This window comes from Sorangiineae bacterium MSr11954, from assembly GCA_037157815.1.
In the GTDB taxonomy this organism is placed as follows: Bacteria; Myxococcota_A; Polyangia; order Polyangiales; family Polyangiaceae; genus Pendulispora; species Pendulispora albinea.
In genome coordinates this window covers 11724604-11747779 of the sequence record CP089984.1, presented here as the reverse complement: position 1 = coordinate 11747779, position 23176 = coordinate 11724604, and the positions used below count along the sequence as shown (strand labels likewise).

Sequence of the window (23176 nt, the reverse complement as noted above, 5' to 3'; positions counted from 1 at the left end):
ACCCAGGAACAAGGAAAACGCTATCCGCGTCGGGCGAAGAAGCTCCAAATAGCGCCGGGTCCGTCGAAGTCGAGGTTCGTGGGGCCGAGGATCCGCTCCGCCCGCACCGCGCGCTGGGGCACCACGTGACCGCCGCCGTGCACCGTATCGAGCACGACCTCGATGCCCGCGCCGGAGGACCATGTCTGCCGCTCGACCCATAGAGCCGCGTCGCGGCTGGGAAAGCGCTCGACCCGAGGCTCGGAGGTGATGCCCGCCCACGACGCGAAGCTTCGCGCCGTCTCACCGGACGAGACCACGGTGCCGCGGCGGCCGAAGCCAAAGATGGTGACGAGGCCGCCGCCATGAGGGTTCAGCGGATCGCGCGTGCCGTTCATGATCAACGCGGATAGGGGCTGGCCGCGCCGGGTACAATCGCAATTGTCCTCCGTCGGTAAGTTCGCGCTCACGGCGGCGATGGCCCGAATGGCCTCGGGCACCTCGAACGCGAGCCGAAAGCAAAAATGCCCGCCATTGGACCAACCCACGGCAAACACGCGCGAAGCATCGATGTCGTGCGCGCCGCGAAAGTGGGCAATCAACGCGCGAACGAACCCGATATCGTCGATGCGCTGCGTGCGCGCCGAATACGTGGCGACGGTGCGGCAGTCGTTCCAATGGCCTTCGAAGCCGTCCGGATACACGACGAGAAAGCCCTCGCGATCGGCGAGCTCGTCGAAGCGATGCACGGTACGGCGCCGAAAGCCCTCGCCGTCCCCCTTCGATCCGTGGAACGCGAGCAGGAGCGGGGCGCCAGGAGGCAGATCCCGCGGTGCGTAGTAGGCGAACGTGCGCCGGCGATCGCCCACGCGAAGCTCACCCCGTCGAAGCGACGATCCGAGCGGCGGCGGCGCGGGCCACGGGACATGAATGAGGTAGCGGTGCGCGGCAAAACCGGTGATGCCGAGGGCCGCGAGGCCTGCGAGCGCGCGGATCATGGTGGTGCTCCATTTAGGAGCAAACCGAACGAGGCGTCGAGGGCTCGCGGTGTGTCAAATGCGATGCGTACGCCTTCGCCGCAGCCGCGCCAAGGCCGGATCGAAAGGCCCGCAAGCCCACGCTCGAGCCGGCGTGGGAAGGCGGAACGTTCAGGGTTTCGCCGGCGGGGCGGCGGGCGCGAGCTTCTCCGGGATGGCGCCGATCTGCTGGAGGACACCCAGTCGATCGGTCTCCAGCCAGGCGCGCACGATCTTGCCATCGCGAAAGTGGTAAATGGCAATTCCCGTGTTGGTAATGCGCTTGTGGGTGGCAGGGAAACCGCGGAACGGGCCGGTGTGCGTCCCTTCCCAGCTCCAGCGAACGACGACCTTGTCGTCCGTGGCCACGAGATCGTCGATTCGGAATTGGACGTCGGGGGTTCCCGTTTTGACGGACGCGATGGTCTGCGCATACCCCTCGGGCCCGCGTTCTCCGTTGGCGCCGACGAAGTCGGGGGCGAACGATTGGACGAGCAGCTCGCCCTTGCCGCGGTTGATGCAATCTTCGTAGAGGCTCCGTACGACTTCTCGATTCTTGGTGGACGTCTCCGTGCTCATGGGTCGTAATCCTTTCATGTTCGGGAAGCGGAAAGAGAGAGACGGCGAGCGCGGCCGGCCATGCGTGCGTCGCGGCCGGCGTTGCATACCCGAAACGGTGGGTCCCCGCGGCGGCGGCGACTTGGACGAATTCATTCGCCGGCGGCGAGGGCCGCGCCCTACAAGTGGATCATGCGAATTTTGGCGCTCGAGCCGAGCGCGGCGCTTGCTCCTTATGTGCGTGCCTTCACCGTGGTCGAGGCCAGCGAGGAGACCACGCGCACCTTGCTGCCCGGCACCGGCCTCATCTTGGGCTTTCGCTACGGCGGCTCGGCGCGGGAGCTTCACGAGGGCACGGAGCGCCGGATCCCCGATGTGAGCTTCGCCGGGTTGCGCGGCTCCGTGCGCCGCATGGCCACATCGGCGGGGGGCGGGGTGCTGCTGGCCACCTTTCACGAGGACGGGGCTGCGCGGTTTTTTGCGCATCCACTGCACGAGCTATTCGGTGCGACGGTGGCTTTGGACGAGCTCCTCCCGCGCGCCGCGATCGAGGCCGTCGCCGAAAGGGTCGCGCGCGCGGCCGATCACCGCGAGCGGATCGCGGCCGTCGAGCGCTTCTTGCTCGCGCGCCGCACCCCGGAGCCGCCGGATCCCATCGTGGCCGCCGCCGCGCGCGCCATCCGCGATGCGCGCGGCTCGCTCCGCATCGGCGAGCTCGCAGCGCGGCTCGGGCTAGGACAGGACCGGCTCGAAAAGCGATTCCGGCGCGCGGTGGGCGCGTCGCCCAAGCAGCTCGCCTCGATCATCCGCCTTCGGCGCGCGATCGATGCGTACCGCCCGGGCGTTACCTTCACGCGCCTGGCGCTGGAGGCGGGGTATTGCGATCAATCCCACTTCATTCGCGAGTTCCGCTCGGCCACCGGCGAGTCGCCGCGACGCTTCTTCCGCGCCGGAGAGCATTGTTGATCGGGCGCCCGCGCGAGCGGCGCGCGGCAACCGATTCACCAAACGATGTAATACGTGCACGTCTCGTCGCCGTCCTTGCGGCACGAGCCGGGCTTGTGCTCGATGAAGGCGTTTGCCTCGAAGCGCCGGGCGAGCCCTTGGACGACCATGCGATCGCCGACGCACGGATAAAGGCTCTCGGTCTCGATGCCGATGCGGTTTGGACCGATGTCGCCCAGGTACCAAACGTGGCCGATCCCCTCCAGCATGCGGCCCGTGGCGACGTCGTACATCAACTCGCCGTGAAGGCGGTGGACGATGTGATAGACGATGTCCGAAGCGGCAAAGCACGTGCGAATATCGCGGATGGTGGGCGGTAAAACGATCTCCTTTTCTTGCAGCTTGGCGAGCTCCCCCATCTTCGCGGGGCCGATCACCTCGGTGATCTCCTCGAGGAACGCCAAATAGGAATTGCACGGCCACCAGGGGCGTGGATCGGCGATGAAGCGGCCATCGTCATCGAATCGGCCCAAACCATGTTTGGCCAAGAGGCGATGGGCCAGCCCCGGCACGAGCCGGAAGGCATTGGCCACCCAATGGTGCGCCGCCTGCACCTCGACCCCGGGATCCGCGCGCCGCAGGGGCCTCGGGCTCTCGGAGCGGCGGTCCATCTGCGGCGGGCGCGAGTCAAGGGTGCCGTGCATCTCGCGAACGAGGATCTCCGCCAGCTCTTTGGCGATCTTCGCGCGCACGCGCGGCGCGATGTCCGCGAGCGGGGCCCCCACCGCCTCTTCGAACGCCGCGTGCAGCGCGTCGCGCATCTCGCGCGCCGAGGGCCAGCGATCGGCGGGGGAGAACGCCAACGCCTTGTCGACCCATCGCACCACCGGCGCCGCCATCTCCGGGCTGATCTCCGCGAGCGAGCGCGCTCGCTGAACGTGCTCGCCCGACAGCAAGGTGAAGGCCACGGCGCCCACGGCAAAGCAGTCGCCCGCGGGGCCCACCGCGTCGCGATCGCCCAGCGCTTGCTCGGGCGGCTGAAACGCCGTCGCGCCGATCGAGCCGCGCGCCGCCGTGAAGTCGAGCACGCGCACGTCGCCGGCGGTGGTGACGAAGAGATTGTCCGGCTTGATGTTTCGGTGGACGACGCCATGGGCGTGCGCGCTCGCCAGCACGTCGAGCACGTCGGACAGGAGCACGCTCACCTCGTAGACATCCAGATACCGGTGGCACTGCTCCCAGCGCGCGCGGATCGTTTCGCCTTGCAGGAGCGGCATCACCACGAACGGATGGCGCTCCTCGTCCACGCCCTCGTCGAGCACCGGCACCGCTTTGGGGTTGCCGATTCGATGGGCGATGTACGCGTCACGGCTGAAAAAACGGAGCGCCGCGGGATCCTCCGGCAGGGGGTCGTGCCAAATCTTGATGGCGACCCGATCGCCGTTGCGGCGCGCGGCCTCGTAGACGGCCGCGGATTCGCCCGCGCCGAGCAGCCGCGTCAGGCGGTATCGTCGGACGGTGGTTCCAATGCGCGCTTGAATGCGCTCGGTCGCGGAGAGCGGGGGAGGCGACGACTGCGGCATGACGAACTGCCCCGAGAATACCTCATCGGCAAAGCGTGGGATGGAATCGCCGCGCCCCATCGACGATCGTCGATTGGATGAACTCCCCATTGGAGACCTAATGCGTAACCGCATGATTCTCCATATGATTGGATGTTGGCGCTGCTGGGATATGCCACCACCAGCGAACTGAAGCGCCATCGAGCCGGCCGAGGCTCCGGCCGCCATGCTCGCCTGACGAACGGTTACGTCCATTCGAGCCGATCCATGGCGCGAAATAGCGTTTCAATCGAATGATCGAAGTGCAGATACGATCCGAATCGGGTGGCGGCCGGTGCAGCTCGAACGAGGTCCACCGGCGCGCCCTTGGTACACGAAGGGGTCCCTCAGCGCTTGTCCTCGCGGGCGCCTTTGGCGTCGGAGGTCAGCGGAAGACCGCGGGATGAGGCGAGCGGCGCGAGGCTCGGAGCCGGGCACTTGCTCGGATCCTGCAGCACCTCGGCGGCGAGGGGCGTCAACGTCCCCCAGGGCTTGGCGGCTTCGCGGAACCGATCGCGCGCGGCCGTATCGTCTTTGACGACCCGGTAAGCCTCGCAAATGGTTTGGTGCTGGGTCGCCGCGGACAGCGGAAGAGCGTGGAGCTTCAGCGCGACGCTGGGGAACGCGCCATCGTCCTTCAGCGCGCGGATGCCCTCCCAAACGTATCGGAAGCGCGTTTGCGACGTGCTCTCGTCCAGGCGCGCACGGAAGAAGTCCTTCCAGGCCGGGATCTTGTCCGCCGGGATGATCGAATAAGGCGCCCCCGCCGCTTGGGACGCCAAACGGCGAACGGCCAGCTCGCGCAACACGAGCGCGGGCGCCTCGGTGGCCAATCGCTTGCCCAGCGCGAAGCTCTCGTCCGGACCGTAATCGAAGCCCAGAAGATACGTCGCGCGCCCCAGGTTCTGTGCGGTGATGGGTCGCTTCGGCTCCTCGCCGAACAAGCCCGATACGAACCCCGGGGTGCAGCTGCCGTAGCCGGTGGAGTAGCTGGTCAGGGCCGGCGTCTTGAGCAGCGACTCGAGCGAGATCGCCCAAGGCCGGGTGTCGCCACCCTCGTTCGCGACGCGCTGCATGCTCTGGCACCCGTCGATCTCGGCGGAGCGCTTGGCAAATCGTGAGTCCAGCTTCCCATGAAGGTCGGCCAGCTGATCGCCCGAAATGGGCGGCAAGACGTTGGACGAGAGCACGCGCGCTTGATGGGTCGCCGACCGGGTCGCGAAGGTCTCCAGCGCCGCCGGCGACGATGGCACCATGAGGGGGAGCAGCTTCGTCTTGTAAACGTCGCGCACACCGTCGAACGACTCGTCCCAGTCCGGGTTCACGTCGCGCTCGTCGTAGGCCAGGTAACCGCCGGCCGGCACGTCGAAGGTCAGCGGCTTGCCGGGTTCGAGCTTGTCCTCGCGCTCCACCTTCCCGGTCTCTCCGATCACCGTGACCGGAATGGGCTCGAGCAGGGCCGACGAGGGATCGCCCAGGGTCAAGGTCACGCTCCGCGCGGCGCCCGCGTCGGCGCCGCGCGTCTCGATGGCCACCGTCGGCATCGGCTTCTTCTCGAGGGTGGCGAGGACCTTTTGGACGGTGGCTTCGTCCAGCGGAAACGATCGCACGAACTCTTCGCCGTTGATGGTGCCCGCGCCGTGCGCGGCGAGCATGTCGCGCAGCGATTTCCAAAAGACCTTGTCGTCACTCAGCTTCGCGCGGATTTGCGTGATCATCCAAGCGGCGCGGTCGTACGGCCCGCTCGTGTATTTGGCGCTCCCTTTGAGCGTCTTGTCGACGACGGACGCGCTCGACTTCGGGGCGAAATCGCTGCCGAGCAGGCGCCCGGTGCGCTCCGTGTCCTCGAACGCGCGGCTCGCCTCCGTGGCCATCAAGGTGGCCATACCTTCTTTGACCCACGCGTCGTCGTAATCGCGCATGGTGACCCAATCGCCGAACCAGTGGTGGGCGTACTCGTGCGCGTTGAGGTTGAAGGCGAGGGTCCCCTGCCCCGAGCTCTCGGCGTTGAAGGTGACCGTCGCATTTTCCATCCCGCCGCTGAAATCCGGCAGCAGCACCACGGAATAACCGACGTCCTCGAACGGGTAAGGGCCAATCAGGGTCTCGAACGTCTTCGTCAGATCCGCGAGGAGCTTCAGGTGCTCGCCGGTGTCGATCATCAACCCGCGCCGGTGCCAAACGCTCAGCGGGAAGCGCGCAGTCTTCTTGTCGTCGTCGGCGTGCTCGAGCTGCCCTCCGGCGAAGGCCATCAAGTACGTCGGGAGGGGAACCGACATTCGATGGCCGACGGTGCGCGATTCGCCGCTGCGCTCGTCGCGCACGCGCTGGCCATTGGCGATCACGTCCTCGTCGGCGCCCACGGTGAGCTCCACCGACCAGCGCGCGCGATCGGAGGGATGATCGTTCGAGACGAGCCAGTTGCGCGCTCGGTCGGGCTCCGAGTTGGTGAAGACGACGCGCGAGGCGACCGGATCGCCGTCGCGCCCCTTGGAGGCGACGAGCGAGCTCGAGACCGGCGCTTCGTAGCTCACCACGAAGGTGACCACCCGACCGTCCTTGCGGAGCGGGCCCAGATCGACGTGCAGCACGCGCTCTTTGGTGTCGTAAGCCCACTTCAAATCGTTGCCGCCCGCGGATACGCGCTTTACGGTGAGCGCCGCGTCGAGGGCGACTACCGAATACTCCGTGGTCAAGGTGACGGTGATCTCCTCCTCGGCAATCAGCTTTCGCGCGCTCCAATCGAACTTGCCGCGCAGGCTGTAGGACTGCGCGTCGTACGCGCGGGTGCCGTTGCAGTCGGCGCAGACGCCGCCGTCACCGCCGTCGCTCCCTCCCGCATCGAGCGCGCCCGCGTCCAGGGTGCTCGCGTCGGGGCCTCCACCGCCGCCATCGCGGCCGTTGCTGCCGCCGCTGGAGTCGTCGCAATGGCAAAGGGCGAAGCTTGCCAGGGCGAGCATGGTCGCCCGGAGCGCTACATTCGTCATGTTCCCACCTCGCGTGAGTCGTTTGGGTGGCGAAAACGAGTATCACGAATTCACCGCGAGCGCGCCATTCGCCACTCCGACATCCCGGGTGTTTTCGTGTCCCTATCGTGCGTTTGGAAGGGGGTTATCCCACCTTGATCCCATGTATTTTCATGAGGCGCCGCAGCGCAAATCGATTGGGCAACCCGAGGTCGCGCCATGCTTTCGCCTGAACGCCATCATGACGCGCCAACGCCAAGCGCACATCCTCCGCCGTTAAATCTTTCGCTGCCGTGCGAATCGAAGGTTCCCGATCCTCCGACGATCGCGCGGCGCTTCCAATCCGGCGCTGCACGGCCGACGTGAGCTCGACGACCGAGCCCTCGCTGTCCGCGAGCGCATCCCAGAGGATGGACGAGAGCTCGCGAACGTGGGTTCGAAAGTCGTGTCCGGTCAAGGCCGAGACCAACGAGTCCCCCAAAGCGCACGACTCGAAGGAGGCGTCCTCCGATTTCGCGCGCCTCACGAGCTCCCGCAAGATGAGCGCGATGTCCTCGCGACGCTGGTCGAGACCCGGCACATCGATGCGCAGAGGAAAGCGCGCCGCAAAATCCGTCTTGAGATCGGCCACCGCGCGATTGGTCGCGGCCAAGAGCCGGAGATCCGCGACGCGCCGGCGCGTCTCACCCAGGCGCTGGTATTCCGCCGCGTCGTCGAGCAGCCGCAGGAACTTCGCCTGGAGCTCGGGCCCGAGCTCCCCGATTTCGTCGAGGAAGAGCGTGCCCCCCTCCGCCTCGCCCACCAGCCCCGGTCGCTCCGGCATGCCCGAATGTGTGTAGTTTGCAATATTCCCATAGAGCTCCGCGTCGATCAGCCCGGACGGGAGCGTGGCCGCGTTGCGCGCCACGAAGCTCCGGCGCGCGCGCGGCGAGAGGGCGTGGAGCGCGCGCGCCAAGAGCTCTTTTCCCGTGCCGCTCGGCCCCGTGAGCAGGACGTGCGCGCGCTTGGGGGCGGCAAACGCCAGCGCTTCGCGGAGCTTCCAAGCGGCGGGGCTCTCGCCCACGATGCCGTGCCGATCCGGCGCTCCAAACGCGTGGCACGGATCGATGGCGCCGTATTTCATGAGCGGCATTTCGGCCGTGCGCCGCACGCACAGGAAGAGCAAGGTGTCCTTGATTTCGATTTGCTCCCCGACCCGGAGCCGCACCTCGTCCACGTGCTCCACCCGCGAGGGGCGCAGGATCAGCGGGCGGCGGCCGATGGATGCGATATGCAGGGCGTCACCGTCGCTTCGAATCGACAGGTGGCGGCGGGAGAGGAATCGGTCCTCCAAAGGAGGCATTGCCAAATTCGACCCCGGGCGCTGCCGAATCAGCCGCGCAGCATTCGGCCCGCCGCCCGCGTGCCCGCGGCCGAAGATCCGTGTCGCGCCGGGTGGGACGAGCAGCACCTCGCCGATGCGGTGGTCCTCCGCGGCCGACCATACGAGCACCAAGCCGAGGAGCGGCTCCCGGCGATCGAGCGCCGCCGCCGGCCCCCGCTGCGACTCTTCTGCGGTTTCCATCGTATCGTGGTTCGATGACACGTTGCGGCTCCCTCTGCGATTTTATCGCAGCGGGGAGCCAATGGGTGCCACTCAAACGCGTGACGGCGGCGGGTCGTCGGAGGCGGAGAGACGCTTCATTTTGCGCCAGAGCGTCGTCCGATGCACCCCGAGGTCGTCGGCCAGCCGCTGGCGATGCCCGTCCCCGCTCGCGAGGCGCGCGCGGATCAAGCGTCGCTCCGTTCGGGCAAGCGCTTGCCGCAAGGAGGCGCCCTCGGCGGGGGGAGCGTCCACGGGCACCTGCGAGAGCTCCGGCGCCAAGGTCAAAAGCGTGGCCTCCGAGATTTCGCCGGGCGGGGCCAGCGCGAGGATGCGCTCCATCACATTGCGCAGCTCGCGCACATTGCCGGGCCAGGCGTAATTCAAAAGAGCACGGCGCGCCGCGGTGGAGAGGAGAACGCGGGGTGCGCGATCGTGCTGGGCGAGGAAGCGCTGGATGAGCGCGTCGAGATCGCCGGGTCGTTCGCGCAACGCGGGTACTTCGATGATGAACGTAGCGATGCGGAAGAAGAGATCGGCGCGAAAGCGCGAAGCGGATATCTCCTGACGGAGATCGCGGTTGGTGGCTGCCACGATGCGCACGTCCACCGGTGTGCTCTTCGATGCGCCGACGGGCCGCACCGAACCTTCCTCCAAGACGCGCAGCAGCTTGGCCTGCACGGAGGGATCGAGCTCGCCCATCTCATCGAGAAACAAGGTGCCCCGGTGGGCTTCCACGAAGGCGCCCTGCGCGTTCGACACCGCCCCGGTAAACGCACCGCGCACATGTCCAAAGAGGGCGCTCTCCGCCAGCCCTTCGCTGAACGCCGCGCAGTTGATGGCCACGAACGCGCCGCGCCTCCCGGACCGCGCGTGCACCTGGGCGGCCAATAGCTCTTTTCCGACCCCGGTCGGCCCCGTTATCAAAACACCGCTGCTTCGTTTGGCCATTTGCTCCACCACGCGCAGGGCATTGCGGAGCGGTGGGTCGACCGCTACCAGCCCGGAAACTTCGACGGCGTCCGCCTGGGCGGCTTCGAGTACCATGAGGGTCTTCATGGGAAGGCACCAACGCAGCGGACGTGCCAGCCTTTTGGCGCGCGAATGCCATGGCGCGCTATCGTCATTTTCTCGCGTGGTTCGTTGGACTTGGCGCAGTTGGCCGCACGCCGGCGCGGCCTTTTGCGGAGCGTGCACGGTGCACGCACGGGTGCGCACCTTACGAGCTCATGGAACGAGCTGCCCGCAACCCCGTGGCGGTCGATGTACCGGCGGAGCATGATCAATCGACGAGCACGACCACCACGGACATCGCGGGCACCGACACGCGCACGCGGCCGCTCGCGCCCGATCGGCTGCGCCTTTACCCCGGCCTTGGGCTCCTGGAACTAGTCCACGGGCCCGCCGTGCTGGCCGCCGTTGTCGTTGAAGTAGTGGACCAGCGCCGCCGCATCGCTCGCGCGAATATCGTTGTCGCCTTTGGTGCCGCCGATGGCGATCATGGGCGTGCCTTGGATGTCCTCGATGGCCTCGATGTACGCCTCGCCCTCGTTGCCAGCGTGGATGCCGCCCGCGGACGATCCAACTTGGCCGTCATGGTAATAAAGCGGGATTCGCCATACGAGCGGGCCGACCCGAGTCGTAGTATTCGTACTCCATGCGATGCGGACCCGCCGTCAGCGCGACATTTCCGCTCGCTCGCGCACACCGTGGTCGGAAAAATCGTTTACGACGAGCTGATCGTCGATGTACAAGCGCGCGCCGTCGTCCGACGTGGAACGGTTGAACCAACCTCCGGGATCGGGTCGTTCGAGAGGGATCCGGCGATTCCTCATTATGGCATCGAGGTGGACTCACGATGACGTCGCGGTGGATACGATCCGCGCGCGGCCGATGAACAAGACGAAGCACGCGGTGAGCACGCAGAGCGATCCTGCAGAGATCCAGGCGAACGTGTACGACGTGAGCATCGTGCGGATGGTGCCGCCGCCGAACGCGCCGATGCCCGCGCCAATTTGATGAACGGCCACGATCCACCCGAAGACGATGGGCGCGTCGCTCGATCCAACGGCGTCGGTGGTGAGCTTGACGGTCGGAGGTACGGTGGCGATCCAATCGAGCCCGTAGAGCACCGCGAAGAACGGGAGGCCGAACACCTGATCGCCGAACGCGAGGGGAAGATAAAGGAGCGCGAGCCCCCGCACCCCGTAATAGACGAAGAGCAGCTTGCGCGGATCGTAGCGATCCGAGAGCCACCCGCTGGCGGTGGTGCCGATCAAATCGAAGACGCCCATGGTCGCGAGCAGGCCCGCCGCCTGCACCTCCGGGATGCCATGGTCGAAACAAGCTGGCACCAGGTGGGTACCCACGAGCCCATTGGTGGTCATCCCGCAGACCAAGAAGCTCGCCGAGAGGAGCCAAAAGTCCCGGAGCTTGGCCGCGTCGCGCAGCGCGCGGATCGCGTTCCAGAGTGGATTGCCGAGCACGGGCGGGGGCGGCGGCGCGTCGGGATCGGCGCCATAAGGCACGAGGCCGACGTCGCGCGGATGATCGCGGAGGAGCAAGGCGACGACGGGGATGGCCAGGATCAGCGCGCCCGCCAAGGTGAAGGTCACGTTGCGCCAGCCGCGGTGCTCGACCAGCCAGGCGAGCACCGGGAGAAACACCAGCTGCCCGGTGGCGGTGCTGGCGGTGACGATCCCCATGACGGTGCCGCGTCGCTTTTCGAACCAGCGCGAGACCACGGTGGCGCCGAGCACCATCGCCAAGTTGCCGGAGGCGATGCCCACCATGAGCCCCCACGCGAGCATCAAATGCCAGACCTTCTCCACCCGCGACGCGAGCAAGACGCCGCCCGCCAAGAGGACGAGCGACGCGAGGACCGTGCGGCGGATGCCGAAGCGCTGCATGACGGCCGCCGCAAAGGGGCCCATGAGACCGTAAAGGACCAAGTTCACGGTGACGGCCAGCGAAATGGTCGCGCGCGACCACCCGAACTCGGCCTCGAGCGGCACGATGAGCACACTGGGGGCCGCGCGGACACCCGCTGCGCAGATGAGCACGAAGAAGGTGACGGCCAGGACGATCCATGCATAATGCATGCGTTTGGTGTTCACGAGACGCTCTCCTCGCGCGGGACGCTGCGCGACGCGGCGCCGAACCGGGCGCGGTAGACGGAAGGATTGACGTGGGCGATCCGCATGAAGGCGCGCCGCATGACCTCCGCGCTGCGAAAGCCGGTCTTCGACGCCACTTCATCGAGGCTCGCGCGGGACGATGCGAGGGCGTGCTCGGCCGCCTCCACCCGCAGGGCCTCGATGGCGCGCGCGGGCGACTCGCCGATTTCGATCTTGAAGACGCGCGAGAGCTGCCGCTCGCTCATCCCGATTCGCCGCGCGAGCGCGGGGACGGACAGATCCTCGGCCGGGTTCTCGGTGGCCCACGAGATCAAATCGCGCACCGTGGGGGCCTTCGCGCGCTGGAGCCGCAGCGGCGCGCTGAACTGGCTCTGATCGCCGGGGCGGCGAAGGTACATGACCAAATAGCGCGCGATGGCGAGCGCCAACTCCGGGCCGGCGTCGTCTTCGACCAGGGCCAGCGCCAGATCCATCCCCGCGCTCACGCCGGCCGAGGAGAACACGTTCCCATCCTTGACGAAAATGCGTTCGGCTTCGACGTGAACGAGCGGATGCTCCTGGGCCAACTGCGCCGTTCGATTCCAATGCGTGGTGACCCGCCGGCCATCGAGCAGTCCTGCGGCCGCGAGGAGGAACGCGCCGGTGCACACGGATCCGTAGCGGCGGGCGCGAGGTGCCCACTTCGCGAGCCAGGCGAGCATCGCTTCGTTGGAGGCTTGGCGCCGGCCCTTGCCACCGGTGACGATCAGGGTGTCGATGGGCCCGCGGAATCGTGCCAAGGAGGTATCGGGGACGATGCGCAGACCCGAGGATGCGCGTACCGGTCCGTCGTTCGGTGAAAGAACCGTAATGGCATAGCCCGGATGGCGGCTGCCCGAATCGCGGAGCATGCTCGTCGCCTGGGCAAAGACTTCGAAGGGCCCCGTTAAGTCGAGACCGCTGGCATCCTCGTACGTCACGAAGACGACGGAGCGCGGTTTGGGGACACGATGGGGGCGGTTCATACCTCCATGAATGCGCCCAAAAGCTCATGTCCACCAGGACATTGATCCAACCTTTTGGGACATCCATGCGGCGCGACGCCCGAGCAACGCGCGCCTGGGGAGGCCCATCGTAGCTGGCACCATGATCGCCCACATCAGCTTCGCCGTGAGCGACTACGCGCGCAGCAAGGCCTTCTATCGCGCGGCGCTCGCGCCACTGGGCTACACCTTGGTGATGGAGTTGACGCCCCAAGTCACGGGCTCCGTGTACGTGGCCGGCTTCGGAGACGGCAGCGCCAAGCACGCTGATTTTTTCATCGCGAGCGCGCCTCCAGGCTCGAAGGCGAACGATCCCATGCACGTCGCGTTCTGGGCCAAGAGTCCTGCGCACGTGGATGCTTTCCACGCGGCGGCGATCATCTCGGGCGGCAACGACAACGGCGCACCGGGGCCGCGCGCGGAGTATGGGCCCGACGATTACGTGGCGTTCGCCCTCGACCCCGATGGCCATCGGCTCGAGGTCTGGTACATGAAGCCCGTGTGACCGCGGCGCGCGCGCGGATCGGTGTCCCGCCCCGAGAGTGGACGGAATCCGCCGGCGCGCGATCCTCGGTCGCCGAGGATCGAACGCACCGCATGGACAAAATCGCCGATATGACGCTCTTCGTCGCCGTGGTCGAGGGCGCCAGCATGTCGGAGGCCGCGCGGCGCGCGGGCACGACCAAATCGGGGTGCAAGACGAGAACGATTTACTCGAGGCCGTCCGTTCTACGTTGGATACGTACCATCACCCCACGTCCACCGCCCCCATGGGCGCGGCGGACGATCCGGGCGCCGTGGTGGACTTTTTGGGCGCCGTGCGCGCGGTGACGGGGCTGCGCGTGGTGGACGCGTCCATTATCCCCGACGTACCTGCGGTGGCGACCCATGTGACGACCCTCATGGCCGCCGAGCACATCGCGCGCCTCATTTCCTAATTCATCGTCATTCGAAAGGACTCATACCCGTGGCGAACGAGCACACGAAGCTTGCATTGCATTGGATTGACGGACAATGGGTCGACTCCGGCCTTCATCGCGATAGCATCGACCCGGCCACGTACCAGGTCATCGGCCGATACGCCGACGCCGGCGTCACCCCTCTCGTGCAGCGCGGTATCGCGGCGCGCTTGCGCGAGCAGCTCGCGCAGCGCGTGAATCGCGTCGTGGAGGACGCGATCGGGGCCGGCGCGCAGGTCATCGTGCGCGGCGGGCCCATCACGGACGGACCGCTGGCAAAGGGCGCGTTCTACCGCCCCACCTTGCTCGAGGTGACCGATCCCAAGCTGCCCATCGTGCAACAGGAGACGTTCGGGCCCGTGCTCACCCTGCAGATCTTCGACACGGAGGCCGAGGCCGTCGCGCTCGCAAACGACAGCATAGCCGCCCTCCTCGATCTCGTCGTACACGACGCCCCAGTCGTTGATCCACACGGTGCCCGCTTGCACCTCGCGCGCGATCCGCAACGGACGATCCACGTCACGCGTCCAAATGCTGGCCGCCAACCCGTAGATGAACAGAGCGGCCTCGGACGCCTCAATGGCGTGGCGGCGATGGACGATTTCATCGAATACAAACACATCACACTTACCAGCGGCGTCATTCCGAGCTAAGGAACGGGCCAATCGTGCAACGCCGCCGCTCCACCGCCACCAGCGTCATCGTGCACGAAGTGGCCTCGAACCACGAGCACGCCTATCTGGCGTGGATTCACAAGATCACGGTGGTGGCGCACGGATTTCCGGGCCATATCGCCACGGAGATCGTGCGCCCCAAGCCGGCGACGGGGCACGGGCGCCCGAGCGAACATCACCACTTCGTCACCATCTTGCGATTTCGCACGGAGGCCGACGCGCACCGGTGGCTGCACTCGCGCGAGCGCGCGGCCTTGCTCCACGAAGCGTGCGCGTGGCTGGTGCACGGCGATCGGCACGTCACCTACAGCGATATGCCGTTATGGTATCAGCCGCCCGCCAAAGAGGCGCCCACCCCCGGGAGCGTGCACCGCTGGAAGCAGTGGGTCATGACTGCGGGGGCCGTTTTTCCCCTCTCCGTCCTGGTGCCGCGTGCCCTCGGGCCCATTTGGGAGCGAATGGGCTTGCCCGTCGAGCATTTGGCATTTCGCGCCATCGGCGCCGCCGGCATCTCCGGCATCATGGTTTATTGGCTCATGCCGAATCTGAACAAGCGGCTGGGCAAATGGCTTCAGGCGCCAGGTCTCCTGCGCTAGCCGAGCCCGGGCTGCGCGTACCTCGTGCGCGCCCTCGTGTGCTATGGGTGGTTCCATGCTGAACATCGAGCACGCTGCCGCGTTCGCCGAGCGCATTTGGGAGGACGCCATCGTCCCGGTCTTGACCGATTACATTCGGATCCCGAACAAGTCGCCCGCGTTCGATCCAGCATGGCGCGAGCACGGTCATATGGACAAAGCCGTGGCCCTCATCGAGGAGTGGTGCCGTGCCCAGCCGATTCCGGGGCTGCGGGTGGACGTGCTCCGCCTGCCGAACCGCACGCCGGTCATCCTCATGGAGGTGCCCGGCGAAGGAGACGACACCGTTCTCCTCTATGGCCACCTCGACAAGCAGCCGGAGTTCACCGGCTGGCGTGAAGGGCTCGCCCCTTGGACCCCGGTGCGCGAAGGCGATCGGCTCTACGGGCGCGGCGGCGCCGACGATGGCTATTCCAGCTTTGCGGCGCTCTCGGCGCTTCGATTGCTCAGCGAGCAGCGGCTCGCGCACGCGCGCTGCGTGGTGCTCATCGAGGCGGCCGAGGAGAGCGGCAGCCCCGATTTGCCAGCCTATATCGAGGCGTTCGCCGATCGCATCGGCAGCCCGAGCCTGGTCGTCTGCCTCGATTCGGGCTGCGGCAATTACGAGCAACTCTGGTCCACCACGTCGCTGCGCGGGTACGTCGGCGGCACCCTGGACGTGCGCATCTTGACCGAGGGCGTTCACTCGGGCAGCGCGAGCGGCATCGTCCCTTCGACGTTTCGAATCGCACGGCAGCTGATCTCGCGCATCGAGGACGAGCAGACGGGGCGCGTGCTGCTCGAGGCGCTTCACACGGAGATCCCGGCCGTGCGGCGCGCCCAGGCCGAGAAGGTCGCGGAGGTGCTCGGCGACGAAGTGTGGACGCAATTTCCCTGGGTGAAGGGCGCGCACGCCGTGACGGACGATCGCACCACGGCGCTCCTGGCGCACACGTGGGAACCCGCGCTGAGCGTGATTGGCGCCGAGGGGCTCCCGCCGATCGCGAACGCCGGCAACGTGCTGCGGCCGATGACGCAGCTCAAACTGAGCATGCGCATCCCGCCCCACGTCGATCCCGCCGAGGCCACCGAGGCGCTGCGCGCGGTGCTCGAGCGCGATCCGCCGTACGGCGCGCACGTGCGCTTCGTGCCGGTTCGGGGTGGCGAGGGGTGGAACGCGCCCGAGCTCGCGCCCTGGCTGGAGCGAGCGTTGAACGACGCGTCGATGGCCTTCTTTGGAAAGCCGTCGCTCGCCATGGGCGAGGGAGGAACCATCCCGTTCATGGCCATGCTGGGCGAAAAATTCCCCGAGGCGCAGTTCGTCATCACCGGCGTGCTCGGCCCTCAGTCGAACGCGCACGGCCCAAACGAGTTTTTGCACCTGCCCACGGCCAAGAAGCTCACGTGCGCGGTCGCGAGCATCTTGCTCGAGCATCGGTCGCGCGGCGCACGCGGCTAGCGCGCGCCGCGCAGATTTCGATTCAACGAATCCAATTCAAACCAATTGGCGCGCCGTGGACGATGCCGAGGATGCTTGGATGTATGGCTGAATGAGGCAACGTCATCGGAAGTCTTGAATGGCCCAAACCTTACCGTTCGAGGTCGTGTAGAAGCCACAAGCCACCTTCGTGTACTTGTTGCTGCTCATGGTGATGTAGTGGCCGTGCTTCGAGAAATCGTCGCCGGGCCCCTCGGCCCACATTTGCGCGAGGCAGTCGGGGATCATCGTTTCGGGGGGGCCCTTCCAACCGGGGCACTCGTTTTGCGCCATCTCGGAGCACTTGCCGAAGGCGCCATGGACCTTACCCGTCTCGGAGTCGCTCTTGGCCTGACCGCTGACGCACGACTCGTTGTCCGACCATCGCGCGAGCGGGGGAAGGCTCAACGTGGCGCGATAGGCGTTGATCTTGTCGACACAGATACGCGACGCCTCCGCGCCAGCTTGGCCATCTCCGATCGGCGTACCATTCCCGCCACCGGGCGGAGAGCCGGATCCATCGCCGCCGTCGCTGCACGCCAGGGCAAGGAGCGGACAGACGCACATGCCGATCACTCGGAGCGCGGCCCTTACGGCCTTTGCTCCGGCGTTCGATCGTTTCGGACTTCCAAGATTCGCTTTCATGCGCGGTTTCATGCGCGCTCGGGCGCAAGAAATGAACCAACCGCGCGAAGGCGCGATCCATCCTTATTTCATTAGAGGATGCGCGGGGGTGGTCTCCCACGATTTGGGGGCGAGCCCCACCTTCGTAAAACGCTCCTCGTACGAGGCACTCGGCATGAAGCGGACTTCGCGGTTGAAGTCCAATCGGAAGCTGGCCAAAGTACGGATACATGATGTCCGTCACCTGCCCGAAGTGCGGAGCGCCGAACAGCGATACCGCGATGGGGTGCACCACGTGCGGTCACTCCTTCGTCATCACGCTGCCGGGGAATCCAGCCTGGTCTCAGTCGGTTGGTTCGTTTGCACCACCCCCGCCCCTGCAGGAGCCGGGCGAGGCGAAGACCGCCTTGATCGCATCCATCGTGGCCTTCTTTTGCTGCGGCCCATTGGCTGCCCCTTACGCCATCATCAAGGCGCTCGCCGCCAAACGGATCATCGCGGCCAACCCCGGCACGCCGGGAGAAACCAAAGCGAACATCGCGCTCGGCATCAGCGCATTGAGCCTCTTGTCCTGGATTTTTTGGGGGATTCACCTGCTATCGGCGCGCTTGTAGCGCCGCGACGAAGCGCCTCACTCGTGAACGGCGAGGCGCACCCCCAGTCCGATGAAGATTCCTCCCGCGGCCACGTCGAGGCCGCGTTGCACGGCGCGGCGGCGCCGTAAAAATGCCCCGATTCGGCCGGCCAGCACGCCCACCGTGCCATCGACGAGGAACTCGAATGCCACCAGGATGACACCGAGAACGGCGAATTGTGCCCATACATTTCCGAGCTCGGGTTTGACGAACTGCGGGAGCAACGCGACGGTGAAGGTCACCATCTTTGGGTTCAGCAGGTTCGTCATCATCCCGCGCACGAAATACGTTCGCCCGCGCGCCGCCACCTCGCTCGATTTCGTGTCGAGCTCGAGGCGGCCGCGGTGGCGGATCGATTGAACCCCCAAGTAAATCAAGTAGCCGGCCCCGATGAAGCGCACGACCGCAAACGCCGTCGGCACGGCGGCGAAGAGCGCGCTGAGCCCGGCCGCCGCCAGCGCCACATGGATCGCTTCGCTGGTGGCGACGCCGCACGTGGCCAAGAGGCCCGCGCGCGGGCCGCCGCGAATGCCGCACCCGAGCACGAAGAGCATATCGGGGCCGGGGACCAGCATGGCGATCAATGTGGTGACGACGAACGCGGCCAGGAGATGGGGGTCGACGAACATTGCCACCATTGTACCGAAACGCGAAGGTCACGTGCAGCGCACGTACATCGCGTACAAATAAGGACGCGTTACGCGCATCGCGCATGCAACGCGTGCAAACGAGACCGCGTTACGCACCGCGCGGGAGCGTCACGCATCGTGCGGGGTGCGCCGCGTGCGGCGAGGGTGCGCCGCGTGCGGCGAGGGTGCGCCGCGCGCGGCGAGAGAACGTTCACGCCGGCAAATGGTGCAGCACCGCCTGGGAAATCCATTTTCCCTGAGCGAGCTGGCGGGCCGTCTCCGGCGTGTCGTTCAACACGGCGAGGAGCTCCCAGTAGCGCGATTGGCGCGGGTCGACGCTGAAACGGGCGCGAAGATCGCGTCGCACATCGTCGGAGAGGGCGACTTTTCGGCCCTCCGCGAACGCCGAAGCGTAGCGCTCCGCGATGGCGCGCCCCTCCTCCGACGCGGGCGCGATCCCGCGGACGACGGCGTCCTGCACGGCCTCGGTGATCGCTTGGCCGGCGTGTTGGATGGCGGCCAGCTCGACTTTGTCGATGGTGACCTGCGCCATGCGCCGCAGGTTCGCGACCAAGGTGGGATCCGATACGAGTTCGACGAGCTCGATCCATGCGTCGAGCTGCGCGGGCGTGGTGGGGTCCGGAAACTTCGGCATGCTCTTGGCAATTACCTCGCGCTTCCACTCTTCATCGACGTCGATGCCGTGCATCACGTTTTCGTAGAATCGCTCGATGACGGCTTTTCGTTCTTCGTGGGACAATCGGGTCACGGCGCACAACCTCCTGATGTCGTCTTCGTTGGGCTCGGAGCGAAGCGCTGCACGCAAGGCGGCGCCAATGCGCTGCAGCGAGGCGATGTGCGCCTCGACGGCCGCGAGCCGGAGCCGGAGTGCGTCCGCGAGCGATGTCTCTTGCTGGAGCACCTCTTTGATCGCGTCGAGGCCAAGGCCCGCTTCGCGCAACGTACGGACGAGATCGACGCGCACGAGCGCATCTTCCCCGTACAGTCGATAGCCGCTGGGCGATCGCCCCGCCGGAGGGAGCAACCCTTCGTCGGAGTAGAAGCGCAGCGTCTTCACCGTCGTTCCCGTACGACGCGCGAGCTCGCCTATGGTCAGCCGCTCTTTCGCCATGGCCCAAAGTCTGGCGTCTCCACCAACGGGAGAGTCAAGGCGAGCCCCCCGAAAATGTGCGCCCGCGACCGCTTCTACTTGCAGCCCTCGGCATTTCGGTCCGGCACATCGGGACAGAACACCCGCGAGAAGCTGCCCTCCAGCGCCCCGCCGCCCTCGAAGGTGAGCGAGTAGGTCCCCGACGCGTCCGAGTCGCTCAGCGAGGTCAAGGTCACGCTGCCGCCCGTGGCGTTCTTCGACGACGTGCTCGCGCACGCAGCATCGACGACATTGAACTGCGCGGAAGCATACCGACCATCCTCCCGCCTCGGTGCACGGTTGATGGGGTATTTGCCCGTCTCCAGGGGCTTTCCGGGCGAATGGACGCTCAGAGCCAGCCACGTCTCGTTCTTGTGCCGGATGAACCCCTCGGCCTCCTCGTGATGCACGCAAAGCGCACCGGCGCTCGACAGCGCGATATGCAGCTTCGGCGCGAGCTCGGTGCCGCCCCACGGGCTCGCCGCCCTCGGATAGGACGTAATCACCGCGTCCTGCACATTCAACGAGCGCCCGTCCACCTGCCCCGATGCGCTATTGGTCCCGCCGAGCGATTTGTCGTCGCTGCTGCACGCGACGATCAGCGCGGCGGCCGCGAACGCGCTCGCCAACGAAGCACTTCCCAAGCAAAGTTCACCCATGGGAGCGCAGTCTATACCGACGGCCGTACGCCGTGCGCGCCCGCGAGCTCCTCCCGAAGCCACGTTCGAATGGCCACCACGCCCGCCTCGGACGCCGTCTCGGGAAGATGAACGAGATGGTAATGAAACCCGGGCAGGCTCGGGCCAAAGGGCCGAATCAGCGTGCCCCGCGTTAGCTCATCCTGGACCAGAAGAGAGCTCAAAAGCGCCACCCCATGACCGGCGATGGCCGCAGCAATGGCGTGGCTCTCCTCGGAAAAAACCACGTCCGAAGGGGTATCCTTTCGCTCGATACCGGCCTTTTTCAGCCACCGCCCCCACGTCGGCGTCTTCGGCCCCGTGCGCCGCCACTCGAAGTGAAGGAGCGGCCGCGCGCGCAGATCCGCGGGCTTCCGGACCTTGAGCGCGGGGCTGCACACCGGAAAGAACGTATCGGCAAATAGGCTCTCCACCGCGAGCCCTGGATAGTTCCCGTGCCCATAGCGGATGGCCACGTCGACCTCGCGGGCGCGCAGATCGACGACGTCGTCGGACGCATGCAAGTGCAACGTGAAGTCGGGGAAGCGCGCGCGAAATTGGGCCATGCGCGGCAGGAGCCAGCGGGCGGCGAACGCTTGGGTCGCCGAGAGCACGATGGCCTTGCGCTCCGATCGGGCGAGCGACCGAATGGCTTTTGCAAACGCGTCGAAGCCATCGCGAAGCACCGGGTAGAGGCGCTGCCCTTCCTCCGTGATCAGGAGCTGCCGAGGCCGCCGATGAAAGAGCCGCACCCCCAGATCGAGCTCGAGCCGCCGCAGCTGATGGCTGACCGCAGTGGGGGTGACCGCGAGCTCTTCGGCGGCTCGTTTGACGCTCAAATGTCGCGCGGCCGCCTCGAATGCCTGCAATGCGGAGAGCGAAGGGAGGTGCCTGCGGTCGGTCATGGCTGACATCATCTCATGCATCGCGCGACTTTTCGTCGGTTGTTGCGCCCCCTGCCCCGCATTACGGTTTCGTGCAGAGGCAAGACATGAACATCGAACGCATCGTCACCCACCCCGATCCCTACGAACCCTTTCACCTCGCCCAGGGCTACCGCGTCGGAGATCTTCTCTTCATCTCGGGCCAAGCGGCCTACGACGACCAAGGCCGCATCGTGGAGGGCGACTTCAACGCCCAAGGCGACCGCGCCATGCGCAACCTGCAGCGCGCGCTCGAAGCCGGCGGCTCCAGCCTGAAGAACGTGGTCAAGGTGACCATTTTCCTCACCGACATGGGCAACTTCCAAGACGTGGTCGCCCTCCGAAAGAAGTGGTTCGTCGCGCCCTATCCCGCCGACACCATCGTGGAGGTCCGCGCGCTTTACACGCCGGAGGCGAAGATCGAAATCGAAGCGGTCGCCGTCGCCGACGATAAAGCACAACGCCGGTGATGGCGTAGCCGCGGCGACCCGGGCGCGTGCGACCACCCGCGCCCGACGGCGAGCGGCCACCGGGCGGTGGACGGTACCGTCGAAAGCAGCTAGACGACCTAGCATGGGGCGTCTTTCCCACGTCATCGCCGGCGCAAAGGGCGCCGTGCTCGCCTTTGCGATCCTATTCGTGACCACCTGCGTCATTTATGCGCGGGCCCTCGGCGGCTACTTCATCGCGGACGATCTCACGGAGCTCGATTTCATCCGCCGCTACGAGGGCTCTTGGCTGGCCTTCCTCGACCCGTCGAAGATGTACGGGGATCCCATCACGCACTCGCGCTACCGACCCTTATCCATTTATTTCAAATGGACCTTGAACATGCTGTTCGGGGATCACGCCGTCGCCTACCACGTCGTCTCGGCCGGCTTGCACGCCCTGTCAGCGGTGGCGGTGCTGCTCCTCGCGCGCAGGCTCTTCTCCGATCGCCTCACGGCGGTGCTGGCGGCCGTGTTCTTTACGTTCTGGCGCTCGCAATCGCAAACGGTAGCCTGGATTACATGCAATTTTCGGCTCTGCACATTTGCGCTGGTGCTCTGGGGGCTGGTGGCGCTCCATGAATTGCGCCGTGGGTGGGGCATCGCCGTGTGCCTGGGGTCGTTCGTGCTCGCGGTGGGCAACATCGAGCTGGTGATCGCGCCCGCGGTGTCGGCGTGCTTCTACCTTCATTACCGCTTTGGCAAGAGCGCGGCGCCGGAGCTCGCGCGGCGCTTTGCGCTCGCCACGGCGGGCCTGGCGGCGATCACCGTCGCCTTTCTCTACGCGAGCGTGATCTCGAACCGTGTCTTCCCCGTCGCGCCGCCCGCGTCCACCCCCGACCTCGATCGCGCGCTGCGCTTTCTGGCGAACCTGTTCGTGCCATTCCAGTGCCCGCTGGGGCTCAAGCTCGCGCTCGTGGCGCTGGTCTTCCTCGGCGCCTTTCTTCCACCGGGGCGCGTCGACACCAAGCTCTTGCTGCTCTTGACCCTCGTCTCGGGCTGCGCCCTCATGTGGGCATTTTTGCGCGCGTACGCGCTGGCCCCGCGGTACCTCTATTTTGCATCGGTCTTTGGCTCGATGGCGCTCGCGCACCTCGTGAACCGAATCGCCACCTTCCTGAGCCGGTGGCCTACGAATGGCACGAGGGCGCGCTGGGTCTCCGCGACGGTGTTGGGGGGCGCGCTGGTGGGCGCCAATGTTCATGCCCTGGAGACCGTCGACATGGTTCACTTCGAATATTTGGGGTTGCTCGGCCAAAAGCTGGCCGCGCTCCGAAGCGAGGTGCAGCGGCGCGGGGAGCGCGCGCGCGTTTACATCGAGTCGCAGTACACGCCCTACGATCGGCACTTCTTCGCCCCCGAGCTCGAGTTCGTCGATGCACCGGAGAAGGCCTCTCACGTGGTCGACGCGGACACCGCGTACTACCAGCGCCGCCTCGGACCCGACCTGATCGATTATTGGTTCGTGCCGTGGTTCAACCCGTGAGGGCGCGATGCGCCGCGCAACGCGCCCTCGAGCA

The 23176-nt window shown here is 66.5% G+C and carries 23 protein-coding genes; 10 read left to right on the top strand and 13 right to left on the bottom strand.

All coding sequences use genetic code 11. The features are described from left to right. Window positions 1-20: 20 nt before the first annotated feature. Window positions 21-977, bottom strand: a complete 957-nt coding sequence (locus tag LZC94_46225) for a hypothetical protein (GenBank protein ID WXB15205.1) — start codon at window positions 975-977, stop codon at window positions 21-23. A 150-nt stretch (window positions 978-1127) separates the two neighbouring features. Then, window positions 1128-1574: an ester cyclase gene (locus LZC94_46220; GenBank protein ID WXB15204.1), complete on the bottom strand. Its 447-nt coding sequence runs from the start codon at window positions 1572-1574 to the stop codon at window positions 1128-1130. A 171-nt stretch (window positions 1575-1745) separates the two neighbouring features. On the opposite strand from LZC94_46220, the gene LZC94_46215 reads away from it, so the two are divergent. Beyond that, complete coding sequence (locus LZC94_46215; protein ID WXB15203.1) at window positions 1746-2519, top strand: helix-turn-helix domain-containing protein; 774 nt, start codon at window positions 1746-1748, stop codon at window positions 2517-2519. 35 nt (window positions 2520-2554) lie between these two features. Here LZC94_46215 and LZC94_46210 read toward each other — a convergent pair whose 3' ends face one another. The 4 genes from LZC94_46210 to LZC94_46195 form a co-directional block, all read right to left on the bottom strand. Beyond that, on the bottom strand, window positions 2555-4141 hold the full coding sequence (locus LZC94_46210; GenBank protein WXB15202.1) for a serine/threonine protein kinase: 1587 nt from the start codon (window positions 4139-4141) through the stop codon (window positions 2555-2557). 305 nt (window positions 4142-4446) lie between these two features. Next, the gene (locus tag LZC94_46205) at window positions 4447-7086 is read right to left on the bottom strand and encodes a hypothetical protein (GenBank protein ID WXB15201.1); all 2640 of its coding nucleotides are present in this window, start codon (window positions 7084-7086) and stop codon (window positions 4447-4449) included. Window positions 7087-7210: 124 nt separating this feature from the next. Further along, window positions 7211-8629, bottom strand: a complete 1419-nt coding sequence (locus LZC94_46200; protein ID WXB15200.1) for a sigma 54-interacting transcriptional regulator — start codon at window positions 8627-8629, stop codon at window positions 7211-7213. Between the two features lie 72 nt (window positions 8630-8701). Next, a complete protein-coding gene (locus LZC94_46195) occupies window positions 8702-9706 on the bottom strand; it encodes a sigma 54-interacting transcriptional regulator (GenBank protein ID WXB15199.1) in 1005 nt (334 codons plus the stop codon). 170 nt (window positions 9707-9876) lie between these two features. Here LZC94_46195 and LZC94_46190 point away from each other — a divergent pair, with 170 nt between their 5' ends. Further along, on the top strand, window positions 9877-10509 hold the full coding sequence (locus tag LZC94_46190) for a hypothetical protein (protein WXB15198.1): 633 nt from the start codon (window positions 9877-9879) through the stop codon (window positions 10507-10509). Here the strand turns inward: LZC94_46190 and LZC94_46185 are convergent. Next, entirely contained in the window at window positions 10501-11763 is a 1263-nt protein-coding gene (locus LZC94_46185) for an MFS transporter (GenBank protein WXB15197.1), read from the bottom strand. The genes LZC94_46190 and LZC94_46185 overlap by 9 nt on opposite strands. Further along, entirely contained in the window at window positions 11760-12788 is a 1029-nt protein-coding gene (locus LZC94_46180; GenBank protein ID WXB15196.1) for a DJ-1/PfpI family protein, read from the bottom strand. Before LZC94_46180 ends, LZC94_46185 begins: the two co-directional genes overlap by 4 nt. Before the next feature lie 121 nt (window positions 12789-12909). Between LZC94_46180 and LZC94_46175 the strand changes: the two genes are divergently transcribed. The 5 genes from LZC94_46175 (at window position 12910) to LZC94_46155 (ending at window position 16512) form a co-directional block, all read left to right on the top strand. Continuing rightward, window positions 12910-13311: a VOC family protein gene (locus LZC94_46175; GenBank protein WXB15195.1), complete on the top strand. Its 402-nt coding sequence runs from the start codon at window positions 12910-12912 to the stop codon at window positions 13309-13311. Between the two features lie 187 nt (window positions 13312-13498). Next, on the top strand, window positions 13499-13744 hold the full coding sequence (locus LZC94_46170) for a GMC oxidoreductase (protein ID WXB15194.1): 246 nt from the start codon (window positions 13499-13501) through the stop codon (window positions 13742-13744). Window positions 13745-13773: 29 nt separating this feature from the next. Beyond that, window positions 13774-14418: an aldehyde dehydrogenase family protein gene (locus LZC94_46165; protein WXB15193.1), complete on the top strand. Its 645-nt coding sequence runs from the start codon at window positions 13774-13776 to the stop codon at window positions 14416-14418. 14 nt (window positions 14419-14432) lie between these two features. Continuing rightward, complete coding sequence (locus LZC94_46160; protein WXB15192.1) at window positions 14433-15035, top strand: hypothetical protein; 603 nt, start codon at window positions 14433-14435, stop codon at window positions 15033-15035. Window positions 15036-15090: 55 nt separating this feature from the next. Continuing rightward, complete coding sequence (locus tag LZC94_46155) at window positions 15091-16512, top strand: M20 family metallopeptidase (protein WXB15191.1); 1422 nt, start codon at window positions 15091-15093, stop codon at window positions 16510-16512. A gap of 102 nt (window positions 16513-16614) precedes the next feature. Here LZC94_46155 and LZC94_46150 read toward each other — a convergent pair whose 3' ends face one another. Next, window positions 16615-17175, bottom strand: a complete 561-nt coding sequence (locus LZC94_46150; GenBank protein WXB15190.1) for a CAP domain-containing protein — start codon at window positions 17173-17175, stop codon at window positions 16615-16617. Window positions 17176-17384: 209 nt separating this feature from the next. Here LZC94_46150 and LZC94_46145 point away from each other — a divergent pair, with 209 nt between their 5' ends. Beyond that, window positions 17385-17768, top strand: coding sequence for a zinc ribbon domain-containing protein (locus tag LZC94_46145; GenBank protein WXB15189.1), 384 nt, complete (start codon window positions 17385-17387; stop codon window positions 17766-17768). Between the two features lie 17 nt (window positions 17769-17785). Here LZC94_46145 and LZC94_46140 read toward each other — a convergent pair whose 3' ends face one another. The 4 genes from LZC94_46140 to gcvA form a co-directional block, all read right to left on the bottom strand. Continuing rightward, window positions 17786-18418, bottom strand: a complete 633-nt coding sequence (locus LZC94_46140) for a LysE family translocator (GenBank protein WXB15188.1) — start codon at window positions 18416-18418, stop codon at window positions 17786-17788. Window positions 18419-18629: 211 nt separating this feature from the next. Further along, window positions 18630-19550, bottom strand: a complete 921-nt coding sequence (locus tag LZC94_46135; protein ID WXB15187.1) for a MerR family transcriptional regulator — start codon at window positions 19548-19550, stop codon at window positions 18630-18632. 74 nt (window positions 19551-19624) lie between these two features. Beyond that, the gene (locus tag LZC94_46130) at window positions 19625-20227 is read right to left on the bottom strand and encodes a hypothetical protein (protein ID WXB15186.1); all 603 of its coding nucleotides are present in this window, start codon (window positions 20225-20227) and stop codon (window positions 19625-19627) included. Window positions 20228-20238: 11 nt separating this feature from the next. Further along, window positions 20239-21150: a transcriptional regulator GcvA gene (gene gcvA / locus LZC94_46125; GenBank protein WXB15185.1), complete on the bottom strand. Its 912-nt coding sequence runs from the start codon at window positions 21148-21150 to the stop codon at window positions 20239-20241. An 86-nt stretch (window positions 21151-21236) separates the two neighbouring features. Here gcvA and LZC94_46120 point away from each other — a divergent pair, with 86 nt between their 5' ends. Then, complete coding sequence (locus LZC94_46120; GenBank protein WXB15184.1) at window positions 21237-21638, top strand: RidA family protein; 402 nt, start codon at window positions 21237-21239, stop codon at window positions 21636-21638. 103 nt (window positions 21639-21741) lie between these two features. Continuing rightward, window positions 21742-23142 carry a hypothetical protein gene (locus LZC94_46115; protein ID WXB15183.1) on the top strand — a complete coding sequence of 467 codons (1401 nt, stop codon included), beginning with the start codon at window positions 21742-21744 and terminating at the stop codon, window positions 23140-23142. Window positions 23143-23176 lie beyond the last annotated feature (34 nt).